This window comes from Micromonospora sp. WMMD737 (genome assembly GCF_049179055.1).
Lineage (GTDB): Bacteria > Actinomycetota > Actinomycetes > Mycobacteriales > Micromonosporaceae > Micromonospora > Micromonospora reichwaldensis.
Genome location: NZ_JBMHMH010000001.1, coordinates 2605004 through 2624104, shown reverse-complemented (window position 1 = coordinate 2624104; position 19101 = coordinate 2605004). Strand labels below are relative to the sequence as shown.

Below are 19101 nucleotides of genomic sequence, written 5' to 3'. Positions count from 1 at the left end.
ACCACCGCCGCAAGCGCGGCGTCTCCTCCCGCCGGCCCGGGCAGGCCGACGGCGACGGTCGTCGCGCGCCCAACCTCCCCGGAGGACACTCCCCATGCCCCTCACCCACCGCCGCGTCGCGCTGCTCGCCGCGGCCGCCGCGGCCGCACTCGCCGCCGGTACGCTCCCGACCCTCACCGCCTCGGCCGCCGCCGCCGGCTGCCGCGTCGAGCACCGGATCACCAACCAGTGGCCCGGCGGCTTCGGCGCCGACGTCACCGTCACCAACCTGGGCGACCCGGTGAACGGCTGGACCCTCACCTGGTCGTACACCGCCGGCCAGCGGGTCACCCAGGCGTGGAGCGCCGTCGTCGAGCAGTCCGGCGCCCAGGTGACCGCCCGCAACGTCGACTACAACGCGGTGATCGCCACCGGCGCCAGTGCCGCGTTCGGCTTCACCGGCTCCTGGGACGGCAGCAACCCGGCGCCGACCAGCTTCGCCCTCAACGGCACCGTCTGCACCGGCGCCGTGCCCACCGGCGGCCCGACCACCCCACCGCCGCCGAGCACCCCGCCGCCCACGACCCCGCCACCCACCACGCCGCCGCCGACCACCCCGCCCCCGGCCGGGGCGGTGCAGATGGAGGACCTCGACCGGGGACTGGTCAGCGTCCGCTCCGGCAGCGGCAACCTGGTCTCCTGGCGGCTGCTCGGCACCGAGACGACCGGGGTGGCCTTCAACCTCTACCGCGGCGCCACCAGGGTCAACGGCAGCCCGATCACCGGGGCGACCAACTACCTCGACAACGGCGCGGCGGCCGACGCGACCTACACCGTGCGCGCCGTCGTCGGCGGCACCGAACAGGCCGCCTCCGCGGCGGCGCTCCGGTTCCCCGCCGGCTACCTCGACGTGCCGTTGCAGGTGCCGGCCGGCGCGAGCACGCCCAGCGGCGAGAGCTACACGTACTCCGCCAGCGACGCCTCCGTGGGTGACCTCGACGGCGACGGCGACTACGAGTTCGTGGTCAAGTGGGAGCCGTCCAACGCCAAGGACAACTCCCAGTCCGGCTACACCGGCAACGTGTACGTCGACGCGTACACCCTCGCCGGCACCCGGCTGTGGCGCGTCGACCTGGGCCGCAACATCCGCGCCGGGGCCCACTACACCCAGTTCCAGGTGTACGACTACGACGGCGACGGCCGCGCCGAGGTGGCCATGAAGACCGCCGACGGCACCCGCTCCGGCACCGGCCAGGTGATCGGCTCCGCCACCGCCGACCACCGCAACTCCAGCGGGTACGTCCTCGCCGGCCCCGAGTACCTGACCATGTTCGACGGCCGTACCGGCGCGGTCCTCTCCACCGTCAACTACGACCCGCCGCGGGGCACGGTCTCCTCCTGGGGCGACAACTACGGCAACCGGGTCGACCGCTTCCTCGCCGCCACCGCCTACCTCGACGGGCAGCGCCCCTCCCTGGTGATGGCCCGCGGCTACTACACCCGGGCGGTCGTGGCGGCCTGGGACTTCCGCGACGGCACCCTGCGTAAACGGTGGACCTTCGACTCCAACGCCTCGGGCAACGGCGCCGCCTACGGCCAGGGCAACCACAACCTCTCCGTCGCCGACGTCGACGCCGACGGCCGCCAGGAGATCGTGTACGGGTCGGCCACCATCAACGACGACGGCCGCCTGATGTACGCCACCGGCTTCGGCCACGGCGACGCCCTGCACGTCGGCGACCTCGTCCCCGGCCGCGCCGGCCTGGAGGTCTTCACGATCCACGAGTCCGGCAACCAGCCGGCGGCCGACCTGCACGACGCCCGCACCGGCCAGGTCGTCTGGCAGCGGCCGAACAACGGGGGAGCCGAGGGCCCCGGCCGGGGCGTCGCCGCCGACATCCACGCCGGCAGCCCCGGCGCCGAGGTCTGGGGCGCCGGCACCCACATGGGCGACCTCTACAGCGCGAGCGGGACCGTCGTCGGGCGGCGGCCGTCCTCGGCGAACTTCCTCGCCTGGTGGGACGGCGACCCCGTGCGGGAGTTGCTCGACGGCACCCGCATCGACAAGTACGGCACCGGCGGCGACACCCGCCTGCTGACCGGCAGCGGCGTGGCGGCGAACAACGGCACCAAGTCCACCCCGGCGCTCTCCGCCGACCTGTTCGGCGACTGGCGCGAGGAGGTCGTCTGGCGCACCAGCGACAGCCGGGCCCTGCGGATCTACAGCACGCCCACGCCCACCGGCACCCGGATCCACACGCTCATGCACGACCCGCAGTACCGGGTGGCGGTCGCCTGGCAGAACACCGCCTACAACCAGCCCCCGCACCCGGGCTTCTTCCTCGGCGACGGCATGGCCGCCCCGCCCACGCCCAACGTCTACCTGCGGTGAACCGGCGACCGGCCGGCGGTGGTGCGCTCGGGGCGCACGGTCGGCCGGTCGCGGGACGGAAAAGGCACCGGGCCGCAGCCGCGGAATCCGCACAGCTCCGGCCCGGTGCCCCACACCGCGGCATCCCCGACCCGTCCCGACCAGGAATGCCGTACCACCACCGAGGTCAAAACTAGGCGGGCCACGCGTCGCCCCGGTGACGCCGACGTGAAGATCGTGTTTCAGCCCTCGCGGCGCAGGCCACCGGCCACGTGCTCGGCGATCAGCTCGTACGAGCGCACCCGGTCGGCCACGTCGTACACCAGCGTGGTCAGCATCAGCTCGTCCGCACCGGTGCGCGCCAGCAGCTCGCCGAGCTGCCGCCGTACCGTCTCCGGGGAGCCCGTCGCCTGCCCGTCGCGGCGCTGCCGCACGAACTCGCGCTCGGCCTCCGTGTACGGGTACGCCGCCGCCTCGTCGGGCGTCGACAGGGGCTCGGGCCGCCCCGAGCGCAGCCGCAGGAACGACAGCGCCGCCGGCCCCGCCAGCCACTCCGCCCGCTCGTCGGTGTCCGCGCAGACCGCGTTGACGGCCACCATCGCGCACGGCTTCTCCAGCCACTTCGACGGCCGGAAGTGCTGCCGGTACAGCGCCAGCGCGGGCACCGTGTTCTGCGCGCTGAAGTGGTGCGCGAAGGAGAACGGCAGGCCCAGCAGCCCGGCCAGCTGGGCGCTGAACCCGCTGGAGCCGAGCAGCCAGACGGCCGGCTGCTCGCCGAGGCCCGGGGTGGCGGTGATCGGTCCCGGCCGTTCCCCGCTGAAGTAGTTCATCAGGTCCGCCAGCTCCCGGGGGAAGCCCTCCGCCGACAGCCCTTCCATCGTCCGGCGCAGCGCCAGCGCGGTCACCTGGTCGGTGCCGGGGGCGCGGCCGATGCCCAGGTCGATGCGGCCCGGGTGCAGCGCTTCGAGGGTGCCGAACTGCTCGGCCACCACCAGCGGCGCGTGGTTGGGCAGCATCACCCCGCCCGAGCCCACCCGGATCGTCGACGTGTGCGCCGCCAGGTGCGCGAGCAGCACCGCCGGCGCGGAACTCGCGATCGCCGGCATGTTGTGGTGCTCGGCCACCCAGAACCGGCGGTACCCGAGTTCCTCCGTGCGCCGGGCCAGCTCGGTGGTGTGCCGCAGCGCCGCGCCGGCGGTGGCGCCGGCCGCGACCGGGGCAAGATCGAGAACAGACAGCGGTACGTTGATCACAAGGGTGGCCAACCCGTCCCACCTCGGGTTTGTTCCCCGGGGCGATCCGGCTCACGCGCCTGTCGCGGGCCCGTGGCGCGCTCAGCCCATGCCGCGCGCCTCCGCCCGTCCCCTGCGCGGGCGCGCTCAGCCCATGCCGCGGGCCTGCTCGAAGATCAGGCTCGTCTGGGTGTGCTGCACCGCCGGGTCCACGGCCAGGTGGTCCAGCACGAAGTCCCGCAGGGCGTCCGCCGAGGCCGCCCGCACGTGCAGCACGTAGTCCTCCGCGCCCGCCACGTGGAACACCGCGACCACCCCCGGCAGCCGCACCGACCGGGCCCGGAACGCGTCCACCGCCGCCCGCTCGTGCGCGGTCAGCCGCACCGACACCAGCGCCTGCAACGGCAGCCCCACCGCCGCCGGATCGACCTCCGCGTGGAACCCGCGGATCGCCCCGCGCTCCCGCAGGGCGCGGGTGCGGGTCAGGCACGTCGAGGGGGCCACCCCGACCCGCTCGGCGAGGGCGTTGTTCGGCAGGCGGCCGTCGACGGCCAGCTCCGACAGGATCGCGCGGTCGGTGTCGTCCAGGTCGGCGAACCGCCGCACATCATTCGTAGCAAGGGGCATGGAGGCATCTTCCACCGAACCAGCCCGCGCTTCCAAGGGCAATTGCCGAATCATGTTCGGAACTATTGCCGCCCGTTGGCGCTATGTTCGATCCTTCCAGCATGACGACCGTGGACACCAGAGCCGTGCACGCCGGCCGCGACGACCTCGCCGCCCTCGGCGTCCACGTGCCGCCCATCGACTTCTCCACCACCAACCCGCTGCCGTCCGTCGACGCCGGCGGCGACGCGTACGAGGCCCTCGCCACCGGAGGCACCCTCCCCGCCGGCGGCAGCGCCGTCTACCAGCGCCTGTGGAACCCCACCGTGGCCCGCTTCGAGACCGCCCTCGCCGACCTCGAAGACACCACCGACGCCGTCGCCTTCGCCAGCGGAATGGCCGCCCTCACCGCCACCCTGCTCGCCGCCACCCGGGACGGCAGGCGGCACCTCGTCGCCGTCCGCCCCCTCTACGGCGGCACCGACCACGTGCTCGCCACCGGCCTGCTCGGCACCACCGTCACCTGGGCCCGCGCGGGCGAGGTCGCCGCCGCCGTCCGCCCCGACACCGCCCTGGTGATCGCCGAGACCCCGGCCAACCCCACCCTCGACCTGGTCGACATCGCCGCCCTCGCCCGCGCCGCCGGCGACGTGCCGCTGCTCGTCGACAACACCGTCGCCACCCCCGTGCTCCAGCAACCCACCCGGCACGGCGCCACGCTCGTGCTGCACAGCGCCACCAAGAGCATCGGCGGGCACGGCGACGTCCTCGCCGGCGTGGTCGCCTGCGACGCCGACTGGGCCGCCCGGCTGCGCCAGGTCCGCGCGCTCACCGGCGCGATCCTGCACCCCCTCGGCGCGTACCTGCTGCACCGCGGACTGCAGACCCTGCCGGTGCGGGTGCGTGCCCAGCAGGCCGGCGCCGAGAAGCTCGCCGCCTGGCTCGCCGCCCACCCCGCCGTCGCGCGGGTGCACCACCCGTCGCTGCACGACCCCGCCGGGCTCGTCGGACGGCAGATGAGCGGCCCGGGCAGCCTCCTCGCCTTCGAGGTACGCGGCGGCGCGCCCGCCGCGGCCGCCGTGGCGAACGCCTGCCGGCTGATCACCCACGCGGTCTCGCTGGGCGGCGTCGACACCCTCATCCAGCACCCGGCCTCGCTGACCCACCGCCCCGTAGAGGGGGAGGCCAAGCCGTGCGGGGGCCTGCTGCGCGTCTCCGTCGGCCTGGAGGACGCCGAGGACCTGCGCGCCGACCTGGCCCAGGCCCTCGCCGAACTCGGCTGACCGGACCGACGCCGTCGCCCCGCCCTCGCTTGCGCGAGTCGGTCGCCTCCGTTGCCGCGAGTCGCCCCGCCGCGGGCGTCGTGGCGCGCGGGAGTGGAACACCATGGGTGCCAACGGGCTCGGGTGACACCCGTGGCGTTCCACCCGTGGGAGCTGACCGGGCGACACGCTCAGGACTTCGGTCCGACGTGGCGGTCGAGGGCGGCGACGGCCTCGCGGCGGGCCACCGAGAGGCAGTTGCGGCGGTTCATCCGCCAGGCGATGCCGAGCAGGTCCAGCGCCCACTGGCAGAGGCCCATGATGTCGGCCGACTCGTTGACGAACATGTAGCGCGGGTAGACGTAGCTCCTGCCGCGCGTCGTCACCCGGTTGCTGACGCGGCACCCGTCGGAGTGGAACAGGCCCCGCAGGAAGTCGCCGGGTCGCGTCGTGAGGATCTCCCGCTGCCAGTCGGCGAGGGCGATCTGACGATCGTGCTTCTTGCCGGGACCGTGCTGCGGGAACAGGCACGGCCAGTGCTTGCCGGTGCTCTGGACCGCCACGCAGCCCTGCTTCTGGATCCGCTGGACTTTGTTGGCGAGCACCGCCTTCATCGCGACGTCGCAGGCGTCGATGAGATCAGGCCATGCGTCGGCGCAGTAGACGCGCAGGACGGGAACCCGGTCGGTGGTGACCAGGTGGCCGTCCCCGAGATAGAGGCCCAGCAGGTAGGGATAGGCCGTCGGGTCGGTCGGATTGCCGACATCGGGAAAGCAGCGGAAGCAGCGAGCGGCGGTGCCGGCCATGACCGGCTCGGGTCGGTCCACGCACCAGTGCCATACGGTGCTGTAGGGCAGGGACAGGTCCCGGGCGACCGACCGGATGTTGCTGCCGCGAGCGCGGAGCGCGCGGGCTCGGGCCCGCATCTCGGGTGGGTGCACCCACGCATCATCGAACAGGTGTATGACAGGTGTGCCGGGAGCGGGATTCGAACCCGCAAGCCCTTTCGGGCAGAAGTGTTTGAGACTTCCGTGTATGCCGTTCCACCATCCCGGCGAGTGCGGCTTACTGTACCCGACTACGCTCGTGCGGGAGCATGGGTGGTAGCCGTGCCGGGAACGATGGTGGGAGTGGCTCGTGGCCGAGACGCAGACGGATGTCGAGCGCAGGCGCGTTCTGATCGCCGAGGACGAGGCGCTGATCCGGCTGGACCTGGCCGAGATGCTCGTCGAGGAGGGCTACGAGGTCGTCGGGGAGGCCGGTGACGGCGAGACCGCCGTCCGGCTCGCCGAGGAGCTCAAGCCGGATCTGGTCATCCTCGACATCAAGATGCCGATCATGGACGGGCTGGCCGCCGCCGAGCGGATCGCGGGCGCCCGGATCGCCCCGGTGATCATTTTGACCGCGTTCAGCCAGCGTGACCTGGTGGAGCGGGCGCGGACGGCCGGCGCGATGGCGTACCTCGTGAAGCCCTTCCAGAAGAGCGACCTGGTGCCGGCGGTGGAGATCGCGCTGTCACGCTACTCGGAGATCGCCGCCCTGGAGTCGGAGGTCGCGGGGCTGACCGACCGGCTGGAGATCCGCAAGACGGTCGAGCGCGCCAAGGGCGCGCTGATGACGACGTACGGGATGACCGAGCCACAGGCGTTCAAGTGGATCCAGCGCACGGCGATGGACCACCGGATGACCATGAAGGAGGTCGCCGAGCGGATCCTCGCCGAGACCGCCGGCGGCGAGGTCGCCCAGCCCGCGTCCTGAGATGCCGCCGGGGCGACGCGACACGCCGGGGAGCGCTCCGGGGGCTCCTCGCGGGGCCGGTTGATCGATAACATCTGATCCATGCGGACCCGACGGCTGGTGGCGGTGCTCGGTGTCCTCGCGGTGCTGCCGGCCGGCTGCGACCGGGCCCCGGCGGAGCCCGCCGACGAGCCGCTGCGCCCGCGGTGGCAGCCGCTGACCCTGCCGGCGCCGCCGGACGCCCCGGGTCGGCCGCTGCTGCGCGACGCCGTGGCCTGCGCCGGCACGTGGTACGTGGTCGGTGGGCTGGCCGACGCGGCGGGGGAGACCCGGCCGGCGGCCTGGCGCAGCACCGACGGCGTGTCGTGGACGGCGCTGCCGGTCTCGCCGTCGAGCCACTACGGCCGCCAGCACGTGCTCTACGCGGCCGCGTGTCGCGACGGCCGGCTGGCGGCGCTCGGGGCGAAGAACGGCGGCGCGCACGGCAACCCGCGCACGGGCACCTGGTCGCAGTCGCCGGGCGGGCAGCTCCGGGAGGCGCCGGCGCCCTTCGAGCTGTACGCGGGCCCGCGTGCGGTGAGCGTGGCGCGGCTCGCGGCGGGTCCGGCCGGATGGCTGATCGCGGGGGCGCGGGTCGACGGGGCGGCGGTCTGGACGTCGCCGGACGGCGAGCGCTTCGCGATCCGGGAGGGCGTCGCGGAACTCGCCGGTGACGGGCGGGGCCGGACGGTCGCGTACGACGCGGTGGCCGTGCCGTCGGGCTGGTGGGTGGTGGGCGCAGTGCTGCCGCCCGGCGCGACGGCGCTGACGCCGCTGGCCTGGAGCTCGGCCGACGGGCGCGCCTGGCGGCGGGTGGCGCTGCCGGTGCCGGACGGGCGGGGCCAGGCGCAGCGGGTGGCCCCGGTCGAGGGTGCGGTGGTGGCCGTCGGCCCGGTGCGCGACGGGTTCGCGACCTGGCGGCTGGCGGGCGACGAGTGGCGGCGGGCCGGCGGGTTCGGCGCGCCCGGTCCGGGGGTGTCCACGGTCGACGCCCTGGTGCCGGCCGGGCGGGAGCTGGTCGCGGTGACGGGGGACGGCGGTGGTCACGGACTGTGGCTTTCCGCCGATGCGGGGGATTCGTGGCGACTGATGGACATGCCGGCCCCTGTGCCGGATGGTGGGAACACGGCCGTGGCGGTCGCGTCGCAGGGTGATCGACTGGTGTTGGTGTCTGACGACGGGGAGGCGTCCCGTGCCTGGTCAGTCGGGTTGCCGACCATCGATCGGTAAAGGGTGGACGAGCTCCGACCCGTTACCGACGAAACGAAGGCGAAGGCCTTTCGCCGTCGACGGTTCTTACAGCGATCGTTTCGAACCCGCCACGCCGTGTAACGGTTCGGTCAACCCGCTCCCCTGGGGCTTTCGTCACAGCTCAAAGGTGGGATAGCGTCCGGCCCCAGACCGGCGACGACGGTCTGGTTCGTCCGCCCCCGCAAGGGCCAATCGGCAGCGGGTGGTTCGGACCATGGGACGGAGGAGGGTTCGGGCCTTGAGGCAGAAGCTCGCGCGCGTTATCGGTGGGGTCGCCATGCTGGCGCTCGTCGCCGGCGGCACGGCATGCTCCAGTAGCGACGACGCGGCGTCCGGTGGCGACGCCTGCGGCAACAAGATCGCGTTCTTCGGCGCGCTGACCGGCCCGTCGGCGGCGCTCGGCATCAACGAGAACAACGGCGTCAAGCTGGCGGTCGACAAGTACAACAAGGAGAACGCCGACTGCAAGGTCGAGCTGGTTCCCCTGGACTCGCAGGGCAGCCCGGACCAGGCGCCTGGTCTGGCGCAGAAGGCCATCGACGACGAGAAGATTCTCGGCATCGTCGGCCCGGCCTACTCGGGTGAGTCGGAGGCCGCCGGCCCGCTCTTCAACGAGGCCGGCCTGGTCACCATCACCCCCTCCGCGACCCGGCCGAGCCTCTCGGAGCAGAACTGGAAGACCTTCTTCCGCGCGGTCGGCAACGACTTCAGCCAGGGCCCGGCGGCCGGCAACTACATCAAGAACGTGCTGAAGGCCGACAAGGTCTTCGTCATCGACGACCAGTCCGCGTACGGCGCCGGTCTGGCCGACGAGGTCAAGAAGCTGCTCGGCCCGGCGGTCGTCGCCTCGGACAAGGTCCAGGGCGAGGGCAAGCAGACCGAGTTCTCGGCCGTGGTCACCAAGGTCAAGGCCGCCAACGTCAAGGCGGTCTTCTACGGCGGCTACTACCAGGAGGCCGGCCTGATCCGCAAGCAGCTCACCGCTGCCGGGGTCACCGCTCCGATGATCGCCGGCGACGGCGTGAACGACGCCGCGTACATCACCTCCGCGGGTGCGGCGGCGGCCGAGGGCACCATCCTCACCTGCCCGTGCCAGCCGGCGGCCGAGGCGCGCGGCACCTTCGTTCAGGAGTACAAGGCGCTCAACGGGGCCGAGCCGGGCACCTACAGCGACACGGCCTACGACGCCGCGAACATCCTGCTGGCCGGCATCAAGGCGGGCAAGACCACCCGTGAGGGCCTGCTGGAGTTCGTGAAGGGCTACAGCGGCGAGGGCGTCGCGGCGAGCTACAAGTTCGTCGAGGGCGGCGAGCTCGACCCGGCGCAGGTCAAGGTCTGGGCCTTCAAGGTCAAGGACGGCAAGGTCGTTCCGGACCAGGAGATCCCCAAGTCCTGACGTCGGTCGCTGCTACGGCGATTGAGTGGTGATCGCGGGCGCGGCCGGGAGCTGTGCTCCCGGCCGCGCCCCACTTTTCTCTCCAGACCCTGATGGAGTGTCCCTTCATTGAACTTCGACGACCTGTTCTCCAACTTCGGGACATACACGACGACCGGCCTGACGCAGGGTGCGATCTACGCCCTGGTCGCGCTCGGCTACACGCTGGTCTACGGCGTGCTGAGACTCATCAACTTCGCCCACTCCGAGGTCTTCATCGCCGGTGCGTTCGCGGCGATCTGGACCTGGAACGGTTTCGGGCTCGACCAGAACTCGCAGGTCAGCGGCATCGGGTCGATCATGTTCTACCTGCTGGTGGCGATGATCGTCGCGGCGATCGCCTCCGCCGGCACGGCCACCGTGATCGAGCGGGTGGCGTACCGGCCGCTGCGTAAGCGCAACGCGCCGCCGCTGGCCTTCCTGATCACGGCGATCGGCGCGTCCATCGCCATCTCCGAGGCGTTCGGCATCTGGACCCGCCGCCGCCCGGAGGGCGCCCCGATCCTGGTCAGCCAGGATCCGCTGTTCCACATCTTCGGCGTGCCGATCGACGGGGTGCAGCTGCTCACCCTCGGCGCCGCGCTGGTGATGATGATCGCGCTGGACCTGTTCATCAACCGCAGCCGGGTCGGTCGCGGCATCCGGGCGGTCGCCCAGGACGCCAACACCGCCGCGCTGATGGGCGTGAACAAGGACCGGATCATCCTGATCGTCTTCATCGCCGGCGGCAGCATGGCCGGCGTCGCCGGCCTGCTCTACGACGTACGGATCCAGACCCTCACCTACAGCGTCGGCTTCCTGCTCGGCCTGAAGGCCTTCACCGCCGCGGTGCTCGGCGGCATCGGCAACCTGCGCGGCGCGCTCGTCGGCGGCCTACTGCTGGGCTTGATCGAGAACTACGCCTCCGGTCTGTTCGGCAGCGAGTGGAAGGACTTCGCCGCCTTCGCGCTGCTGGTGGTACTGCTGATGTTCCGGCCGACCGGTCTGCTGGGTGAGTCGCTGGGGAGGGCACGGGCATGACGACCGTCTTGGAGAAGGTGCGCTCCGGCCGCGAGGCGGTCGGCGAACGGTGGCACCACGCGCCGCGCTGGGTGCGTTGGGCGCTGCTGGCCGCGGTGATCGTGTTCTTCTACGCGCTGCCGAACAAGGAGTTCTACCAGTACCTCGGGCCGATCCCGACCCCCGGTGCGAACTTCACGCAGGTGATGTTCACCGTCTCGATCTACGTGCTGCTGGCCGTCGGTCTGAACATCGTGGTCGGCTTCGCCGGCCTGCTCGACCTCGGCTACTTCGGCTTCTTCGCCGTCGGCGCGTACACCGTGGCGGTGCTGACCTCGCCGAGCAGCGACCTCAAGACGCTGTGGCCGTGGCTGCTGGCGGTGCCGGTGGCGATCGCCCTGACGATGGTCTCCGGTGTGATGCTCGGTACGCCGACCCTGCGGCTGCGGGGCGACTACCTGGCGCTGGTGACGCTCGGCTTCGCCGAGATGATCCGCATCGGCGCGGTCAGCTCGGAGTTCCTCAAGGGCCAGCGGGGCTTCAACCAGATCCCGCACCCGCCGGGCCAGTACGCCGACGGCAAGCCGGTCTTCGGCGTGCTCGACGCCCGCCCGTACTACTGGCTGGTCCTCACGGTGATCATCCTGGTGGTCATCGGGGTGCGGAACCTGACCCACAGCCGGGTCGGGCGCGCCTGGATCTCCATCCGGGAGGACGAGGACGCGGCGCAGCTCATGGGCGTGCCGACGTTCAAGTTCAAGCTGTGGGCGTTCGCCGCGGGTGCCGCGATCGCGGGCCTCGCCGGTGCGCTCTTCGCGGGCAAGCAGAACTTCGTCAACTCGCAGAACTTCGAGCTGCTGAACTCGATCATCATCCTGGCCGCGGTCATCTTCGGCGGCTCGGGCAACATCGTCGGCGCGATCGTCGGCGGTGGCCTGGTGGCGTACATGATCGAGCGGTTCCGTGGCATCGAGCTGCTGGGCGTCGAGCTGTACGAGTACCGGTTCCTGTTCTTCGGCCTGGTGCTGGTGGTCATGATGATCTTCCGGCCGGAGGGCCTGATCCCCAACCGACGACGTGCGGCGGAGTTCAAGGATCGTCGCAAGGAGGTGACCGTCGGTGAGTGACACCGAGCAGACGCCGGTCGTTCCGGCGCAGGCCGGCGCGCCGGCCGTGGAGGCGGTGCCCACCCGGGAGCCGCTGCTGGAGGTCGACAAGGTCACGCTGCGCTTCGGCGGCGTGGTCGCCCTGAACGAGGTGGACTTCACCCTCTACAAGGGCGAGATCCTCGGCCTGATCGGCCCGAACGGCGCCGGCAAGACCACCTGCTTCAACGCCATGACCGGCATCTACCAGCCCACCGAGGGGCAGATCCGGTTCCGTGGCCAGAAGGTCAGCGGCAAGAAGCGGCACCAGATCACCCAGATGGGCATGGCGCGGACGTTCCAGAACATCCGCCTCTTCCCGGAGATGACGGCGCTGGAGAACGTCCTGGTGGGCGCGGACGCGCACAACAAGACGAGCGTCATCTCCGCGCTGTTCCGCCTGCCGCGTTACTGGAAGGAGGAGCGCGAGAGCCGGGAGAAGGCCGAGCGCCTGCTGGAGTTCGTCGGCGTCCGCAAGCGGATGCACGAGTTCGCCCGCAACCTCTCCTACGGCGAGCAGCGGCGCCTCGAGATCGCCCGCGCGCTGGCCACCGACCCGGTGCTGCTCTGCCTGGACGAGCCGGCCGCCGGCTTCAACCCGGCGGAGAAGGAGGAACTGCTCCAGCTCATCCGGCAGATCCGGGACACCGGCGTGACCGTGCTGCTCATCGAGCACGACATGCGCCTGGTCATGGGCGTCACCGACCGGATCGTGGTGCTGGAGTTCGGAAAGAAGATCGCCGAGGGGCTGCCCGCCGAGGTGCGGGAGAACCCGAAGGTGATCGCGGCGTACCTGGGGGTGCCGGACGATGCTGCTTGAGATCGACGATGTGAGCCTGCTCTACGGGCGGATCCAGGCGCTGCACGGCATCAGCCTGACGGTGGACGAGGGCGAGATCGTCGCCCTGATCGGCGCCAACGGCGCCGGCAAGTCGACCACGATGCGGGCGATCTCCGGGATCCGGCCGGTCGCCAGCGGCAGCATCCGGTTCGACGGTGAGGACATCACCAAGCTCCGGGCGGACCTGCGGGTCCGGCGGGGGCTGTGCCAGGCACCCGAGGGCCGCGGGATCTTCCCGGGCATGACGGTGCTGGAGAACCTCGACATGGGCGCGTACACCCGGCGTGACCGGGCCGGCATCGCCCAGGACCTCGACCGGGTGCTGGGCCTCTTCCCGCGCCTGGCCGAGCGGCGCAAGCAGCAGGGCGGCACCCTCTCCGGCGGCGAGCAGCAGATGCTGGCCGTCGGGCGGGCGCTGATGAGCCGGCCGAAGCTGCTGCTGCTCGACGAGCCCTCGATGGGTCTGGCGCCGATGCTGATCCAGCAGATCTTCGACATCATCGTCGAGATCAACCAGCAGGGCACCACCGTCCTGCTGGTCGAGCAGAACGCCCAGCAGGCGCTGGCCCGGGCCCACCGGGCGTACGTGCTGGAGACCGGCGTGATCGTCAAGAGCGGCACCGGTGCCGAGCTGCTGCACGACCCGGCGGTCAAAGAGGCCTACCTCGGCGTGGCCTGACCGGCCGTCACCCCTCATCGCAAGGAGTACCCCATGTTCCGCATCAGTGGTGGCCGCCGGGCCGCCCTCGGCGTCACCGGCGCCGCCCTGCTCGCCCTCTCGCTGGCCGGCTGCGGCGAGAAGGAGAGCACCGAGCAGCCCGGCGCCGGCCCCAGCGTCACCGCCGCCGCCGACTCGGCGCTTGCCGCGAAGGTGCCCGACGCCATCAAGGCCGACGGCGTGATCAAGGTCGGCACCGACTCGACGTACGCCCCGGCGGAGTTCCTCGACGCCGACGGCAAGACGGTGGTCGGCTTCGACATCGAGCTGTTCAACGCGGTCGCGCAGAAGCTCGGCCTGAAGGCCGAGTACGAGTCGGCGCCGTTCGACGCGATCCTGCCCGGCGTCGACTCGGGCAAGTACGAGGTCGGCGTCTCCTCGTTCACCATCAACGCCGAGCGGATGAAGACCGTCAACATGGTCAGCTACTTCTCCGCCGGCACCCAGTGGGCGACCAAGGCCGGCAACCCGGCCAAGGTCGACACCGAGAACGCCTGCGGCAAGAAGATCGCCGTGCAGGTCGGCACCGTGCAGCTCGACGACATCACCGCCCGGTCGAAGAAGTGCACCGACGCCGGCAAGCCGGCCATCACCATCGACCAGTACCAGGCGCAGAGCGACGCCACGGCCGCCGTGGTCAGCGGCAAGAACGACGCCATGCTGGCCGACTCCCCGGTCGGCGCGTACGCGGTGAAGCAGAGCAGCGGCCAGCTGGAGCTGCTCGGCGACATCTACGAGTCGGCCCCGTACGGCTACGCGGTGAAGAAGGACCAGGCCGCGTTCGCCGAGGTGCTCAAGGAGGCCGTCACCGCGGTCATCGCCGACGGCACGTACGAGGGCGCGCTGAAGAAGTGGGGCGTCGAGGGCGGCGCCATCACGACCCCGGCGCTGAACCCGACCAGCTGACCATGTCTGTCGAGACGGACACACCCGAACGGGCACGGCCGGAACCCATCCGGGCCGTGCCCGTACGGCATCCCGGGCGGTGGGTCGCCGTCGGCGTGATCGGGGTGCTGGTGGCCATGTTCGTGCACCTCTTGGTGACGAACAAGGCGTTCAACTGGTCGTTCATGATCGACGAGATGTTCCGCCCGCCGATCGTCGAGGGGCTGCGCGGCACGATCGCGCTGCTGGTGACCTCCATGCTGATCGGTGTCGGGCTGGGCGTCGTCATCGCCATCATGCGGCTGTCGGAGAACCCGATCCTGCGCGGCGTCGCCTTCGCGTACACCTGGTTCTTCCGGGCGGTGCCCCGGCTGGTGCTGGCGATCCTCTTCGGCAACCTGGGCATCCTCTGGGCGCGCGTCGAGTTCGGGCTGCCGTTCGACCGGCAGATCGGCGCCCTGTTCGGGGTCGACGACTTCGAGGCGCGGCTGTTCGGCTTCTCCGCAGTGGAGATCCTGACCGGCTTCGTCGCCGGCATGCTGGCGCTGGGCCTGTCCGAGGCCGCCTACATGGCGGAGATCGTCCGGGCCGGCATCCAGTCGGTCGACGAGGGGCAGACCGAGGCCGCGCAGGCGCTCGGCCTGCGCCGGGGGCAGATCCTGCGTCGGATCGTGCTGCCGCAGGCCATGCGGGTGATCGTCCCGCCGACCGGCAACGAGACCATCGCCATGCTCAAGGACACCTCGCTGGTGGCCTTCGTGCCGGTCTCCACCGAGCTGTTCTTCCAACTCCGGGCCGTCGGTAGCCGGACCTTCCAGGTCTTCCCGATGCTGGTCGCGGCGACCATCTGGTACCTGCTGCTGACCAGCGTGCTGCTGGTCGGGCAGTACTACCTGGAGCGGCACTTCTCCAAGGGCGTCGGGCGCAGCGGACGGGCGAAGACCAGGCTGCGGGCGATCGCGGCGGAGAACGGCGGCACGACCGGGAAGGCGGACGGCGCATGACCGAGCTGACGGTGCCGGCAGCGGCCGGCGGGGCGGCGGTGGAGTCCACGCCGATGGTCCGGGCCGAGCAGGTGCACAAGTCGTTCGGGTCGATCGAGGTGCTCAAGGGCATCGACCTGGAGGTCCGCAGCGGCGAGGTGTGCTGCCTGCTGGGTCCCTCCGGCTCCGGCAAGTCGACGTTCCTGCGCTGCATCAACCACCTGGAGAAGATCAACGCCGGTCGGATCTGGGTGGACGGCGACCTGATCGGCTACCGCGAGCGCGGCGGCAAGCTGCACGAGATGCGGGAGTCCGACGTCGCCGCCCAGCGCCGGGTGATCGGCATGGTGTTCCAGCGGTTCAACCTCTTCCCGCACATGACCGCCCTGGAGAACGTCGCCGAGGCGCCGGTGCTGGTGGGCGGGGAGAAGAAGGCCACCGCCAGGGACCGGGCCGCCGCGCTGCTGGAGCGGGTGGGGCTGGGCGACAAGCTCGGCAACTACCCGGGTCAGCTCTCCGGCGGGCAGCAGCAGCGGGTGGCGATCGCCCGGGCGTTGGCGATGCAGCCGAAGCTGATGCTCTTCGACGAGCCCACCAGCGCGCTCGACCCGGAACTGGTCGGCGAGGTGCTCGACGTGATGAAGGACCTGGCGCGCGACGGCATGACGATGATCGTGGTCACCCACGAGATCGGCTTCGCCCGCGAGGTCGGCGACTCGCTGGTCTTCATGGACGGCGGCGTCGTGGTCGAGTCCGGCGTGCCCCGCGAGGTGATCGCCAACCCCCGGCACGACCGGACGAAGGCGTTCCTGGCCAAGGTGCTCTGAGCGGTACGCCGGCGCGGTCCACCCCGGGCCGCGCCGGCGTCCGTGCCGGTGTCCCGGAGTGTCGGAGCGGGCGGCTAGAGTCGCTGCCGTGACAGCTACGATGCCGCGCCTGCTTCTCGTCGACGGACATTCCATGGCATACCGGGCGTTCTTCGCCCTGCCGGTGGAGAACTTCTCCACCACGACGGGGCAGCCGACCAACGCGGTCTACGGCTTCACGTCCATGCTGATCAACGTGCTGCGCGACGAGCAGCCCACGCACATCGTGGTCGCCTTCGACGTTTCCCGCCGCTCCTTCCGCACCGAGAAGTACGCGGAGTACAAGGCCGGCCGCAGCGAGACCCCGACCGACTTCAAGGGCCAGGTGAGCCTGGTCAAGGAGGTCCTCGCGGCGCTGCGCATCCCGGTGGTGGAGAAGGAGGGCTTCGAGGCCGACGACATCATCGCCACCCTCGCCTGCCAGGCCCGCGACCAGGGCATGTCGGTCCTGATCAGCAGCGGCGACCGCGACGCGTTCCAGCTCGTCGGCGACCAGATCACGGTCCTCTACCCGCGCAAGGGCGTCTCGGACCTGGCCCGGATGGACCCGGCGGCGATCGAGGCGAAGTACGGCGTCCCCCCGCAGCGCTACCGCGACCTGGCGGCCCTGGTCGGCGAGACCAGCGACAACCTGCCCGGCGTGCCCGGCGTCGGGCCGAAGACCGCCGCGAAGTGGATCAACACGTACGGCGGGGTCGACGGGGTCGTCGCGCGGGCCGACGAGATCAAGGGCAAGGCCGGCGACAGCCTGCGCGAGCGGCTCGCCGACGTGATCCGCAACTACGAGATCAACTGCCTCGTCTCCGACCTGGAGCTGCCGCTGCGACCCGAGGACGCGCGGTGGGAGGGGTGGGACCGCGAGGCCGTCCACCAGGTCTTCGACACCCTCGAGTTCCGCATCCTGCGCGACCGGCTCTACCAGTACCTGGAGGCGGTGGAGCCGGAGGCCGAGTCCGGGTTCGACCTGACCGGCGAGGTGCTCACCGAGCCCGGGGCGCTCGCCGGGTGGCTGGAGACGCACGCGCCGGCCGACACCCCGGTGGGCGTGGCGGCGAAGCTGGACACGGGCCCCAACCGCCGGCACACCGCCTCAGTGACCGGGTTGGCGCTGGCCACCGCCGGCGGCGCGGCGGCCTGGTGCGATCCCGCCACCCTGGAGCCGACCGACGAGGCGGCCCTGGCGGCCTGGCTGGCCGACGCCGGGCGACCCAAGGTGCTGCACGACAGCAAGCCGGCGGTGCTGGCGTTCGCCGCGCACGGCTGGCGCCTGGAGGGCATCCTGCGCGACACCCAGATCGCCGCCTACCTGGCCCGCCCCGACCAGCGCTCCTACGACCTGACCGACCTGGCCCTGCGCTACCTGCACCGCGAGCTGCGGGTGGACGCCCCGGAGGCCGGCCAGCTCACCCTGAAGGGGCTCGGCAACGACGGCGAGGCGGAGCAGAACCTCATGCTCCAGGCCCGCGCCACCCTCGACCTGGCCGACGCGATCGACGCCGAGCTGTCCCGCGACGGCGAGCAGTCGGCGCGGCTGATGGCCGGGGTGGAGCTGCCGCTGATGCGGGTGCTCGCCGGCATGGAACGCACCGGCATCGCCGCCGACACGCACTACCTCTCCGAGCTGGAGGCGCACTTCGCCGCCGAGGTGAAGGCCGCCGCCCAGGGGGCCTACGAGTCGGTCGGCCGGGAGTTCAACCTCGGCTCGCCGAAGCAGTTGCAGGAGATCCTCTTCGGCGAGCTGGGCCTGCCCAAGACCAAGAAGATCAAGACCGGCTACACCACCGACGCCGACGCCCTCCAGTGGCTGCACGCGCAGAACCCGCACCCGGTGCTGGCCCACCTGCTGCGCCACCGGGACGTGGCGAAGCTCAAGACGACCGTCGACGGGCTGCTCAAGTCGGTCTCCGACGACGGTCGCATCCACACCACGTTCAACCAGACGGTGGCGGCCACGGGGCGGCTCTCCTCCACCGAGCCCAACCTGCAGAACATCCCGATCCGCACCGAGGAGGGGCGCCGGATCCGGCGCGCCTTCGTGGTGGGGGAGGGCTACGAGTGCCTGCTCACCGCCGACTACAGCCAGATCGAGATGCGGATCATGGCGCACCTGTCGTCGGACGACGCGCTCATCGACGCGTTCAACTCCGGTGCCGACTTCCACGCCGCCACCGCCTCGTCGGTCTTCGAGGTGCCGGTCGACGAGGTCACCGCCGACCAGCGGCGCAAGATCAAGGCGATGAACTACGGCCTGGCGTACGGGCTGAGCGCGTTCGGCCTCTCCCAGCAGCTCGGGATCACCGCCGAGGAGGCGCGCGGGCTGATGGAGAACTACTTCGCCGGTTTCGGGGGCGTGCGCGACTACCTCCAGGAAGTCGTCGCCCGCGCCCGGCACGACGGCTACACCTCCACCATCCTGGGCCGCCGCCGCTACCTGCCCGACCTGGTCAGCGACAACCGGCAGCGCCGGGAGATGGCGGAGCGGATGGCGCTCAACGCCCCCATCCAGGGCTCGGCGGCCGACATCATCAAGGTCGCCATGCTGCACGTCGACACGGCGCTGCGCGAGGCGGGCCTGCGCTCGCGGATGCTGCTCCAGGTGCACGACGAGCTGGTCTTCGAGGTCGCCCCGGGCGAACGGGAGACCCTGGAGGCGCTGGTGCGGCGGGAGATGGGCGGGGCGCACCCGCTGTCGGTGCCGCTGGAGGTCTCCGTCGGCGAGGGCCGGGACTGGAACAGCGCCGACCACTGACCG

16 protein-coding genes and 1 tRNA gene are annotated in these 19101 nt (G+C 71.6%); 13 read left to right on the top strand and 4 right to left on the bottom strand.

Annotated elements, in window-relative coordinates; all coding sequences use genetic code 11:
- Positions 1-94: 94 nt before the first annotated feature.
- The gene (locus ACN27A_RS10445; protein WP_421451954.1) at positions 95-2371 is read left to right on the top strand and encodes a cellulose binding domain-containing protein; all 2277 of its coding nucleotides are present in this window, start codon (positions 95-97) and stop codon (positions 2369-2371) included.
- Between the two features lie 221 nt (positions 2372-2592).
- Here the strand turns inward: ACN27A_RS10445 and ACN27A_RS10440 are convergent, their stop codons facing one another.
- Positions 2593-3603 carry an LLM class flavin-dependent oxidoreductase gene (locus ACN27A_RS10440; protein ID WP_421458427.1) on the bottom strand — a complete coding sequence of 337 codons (1011 nt, stop codon included), beginning with the start codon at positions 3601-3603 and terminating at the stop codon, positions 2593-2595.
- Between the two features lie 126 nt (positions 3604-3729).
- On the bottom strand, positions 3730-4209 hold the full coding sequence (locus tag ACN27A_RS10435; protein ID WP_421451951.1) for an Lrp/AsnC family transcriptional regulator: 480 nt from the start codon (positions 4207-4209) through the stop codon (positions 3730-3732).
- An 83-nt stretch (positions 4210-4292) separates the two neighbouring features.
- On the opposite strand from ACN27A_RS10435, the gene ACN27A_RS10430 reads away from it, so the two are divergent.
- On the top strand, positions 4293-5471 hold the full coding sequence (locus ACN27A_RS10430; protein ID WP_421451948.1) for a trans-sulfuration enzyme family protein: 1179 nt from the start codon (positions 4293-4295) through the stop codon (positions 5469-5471).
- A gap of 170 nt (positions 5472-5641) precedes the next feature.
- Here ACN27A_RS10430 and ACN27A_RS10425 read toward each other — a convergent pair whose 3' ends face one another.
- Both ACN27A_RS10425 and ACN27A_RS10420 read right to left on the bottom strand, forming a co-directional pair.
- The gene (locus ACN27A_RS10425) at positions 5642-6391 is read right to left on the bottom strand and encodes a transcriptional regulator (protein ID WP_421451945.1); all 750 of its coding nucleotides are present in this window, start codon (positions 6389-6391) and stop codon (positions 5642-5644) included.
- A gap of 32 nt (positions 6392-6423) precedes the next feature.
- Positions 6424-6506: transfer RNA gene (locus ACN27A_RS10420), tRNA-Leu, on the bottom strand.
- 81 nt (positions 6507-6587) lie between these two features.
- Between ACN27A_RS10420 and ACN27A_RS10415 the strand changes: the two genes are divergently transcribed.
- The 11 genes from ACN27A_RS10415 (at position 6588) to polA (ending at position 19098) form a co-directional block, all read left to right on the top strand.
- Complete coding sequence (locus tag ACN27A_RS10415) at positions 6588-7208, top strand: ANTAR domain-containing response regulator (RefSeq protein ID WP_421451942.1); 621 nt, start codon at positions 6588-6590, stop codon at positions 7206-7208.
- Positions 7209-7289: 81 nt separating this feature from the next.
- On the top strand, positions 7290-8456 hold the full coding sequence (locus ACN27A_RS10410; protein ID WP_421451940.1) for a hypothetical protein: 1167 nt from the start codon (positions 7290-7292) through the stop codon (positions 8454-8456).
- Positions 8457-8715: 259 nt separating this feature from the next.
- Complete coding sequence (locus tag ACN27A_RS10405) at positions 8716-9873, top strand: branched-chain amino acid ABC transporter substrate-binding protein (RefSeq protein ID WP_421451937.1); 1158 nt, start codon at positions 8716-8718, stop codon at positions 9871-9873.
- Positions 9874-9981: 108 nt separating this feature from the next.
- Positions 9982-10932 carry a branched-chain amino acid ABC transporter permease gene (locus ACN27A_RS10400; protein ID WP_421451934.1) on the top strand — a complete coding sequence of 317 codons (951 nt, stop codon included), beginning with the start codon at positions 9982-9984 and terminating at the stop codon, positions 10930-10932.
- Entirely contained in the window at positions 10929-12038 is a 1110-nt protein-coding gene (locus ACN27A_RS10395; protein WP_421451932.1) for a branched-chain amino acid ABC transporter permease, read from the top strand. The genes ACN27A_RS10400 and ACN27A_RS10395 overlap by 4 nt, the downstream gene beginning before the upstream one ends.
- Positions 12031-12876, top strand: a complete 846-nt coding sequence (locus tag ACN27A_RS10390; protein ID WP_421451930.1) for an ABC transporter ATP-binding protein — start codon at positions 12031-12033, stop codon at positions 12874-12876. The genes ACN27A_RS10395 and ACN27A_RS10390 overlap by 8 nt, the downstream gene beginning before the upstream one ends.
- On the top strand, positions 12866-13576 hold the full coding sequence (locus ACN27A_RS10385) for an ABC transporter ATP-binding protein (RefSeq protein ID WP_357579255.1): 711 nt from the start codon (positions 12866-12868) through the stop codon (positions 13574-13576). Before ACN27A_RS10390 ends, ACN27A_RS10385 begins: the two co-directional genes overlap by 11 nt.
- Positions 13577-13609: 33 nt before the next feature.
- The gene (locus ACN27A_RS10380) at positions 13610-14521 is read left to right on the top strand and encodes an ABC transporter substrate-binding protein (protein WP_151455511.1); all 912 of its coding nucleotides are present in this window, start codon (positions 13610-13612) and stop codon (positions 14519-14521) included.
- A gap of 2 nt (positions 14522-14523) precedes the next feature.
- On the top strand, positions 14524-15504 hold the full coding sequence (locus ACN27A_RS10375; protein ID WP_421451927.1) for an amino acid ABC transporter permease: 981 nt from the start codon (positions 14524-14526) through the stop codon (positions 15502-15504).
- On the top strand, positions 15501-16310 hold the full coding sequence (locus ACN27A_RS10370; RefSeq protein ID WP_421451924.1) for an amino acid ABC transporter ATP-binding protein: 810 nt from the start codon (positions 15501-15503) through the stop codon (positions 16308-16310). Before ACN27A_RS10375 ends, ACN27A_RS10370 begins: the two co-directional genes overlap by 4 nt.
- A gap of 88 nt (positions 16311-16398) precedes the next feature.
- Positions 16399-19098 carry a DNA polymerase I gene (gene polA, locus ACN27A_RS10365; protein WP_421451921.1) on the top strand — a complete coding sequence of 900 codons (2700 nt, stop codon included), beginning with the start codon at positions 16399-16401 and terminating at the stop codon, positions 19096-19098.
- The last annotated feature ends 3 nt before the right edge of the window (positions 19099-19101 follow it).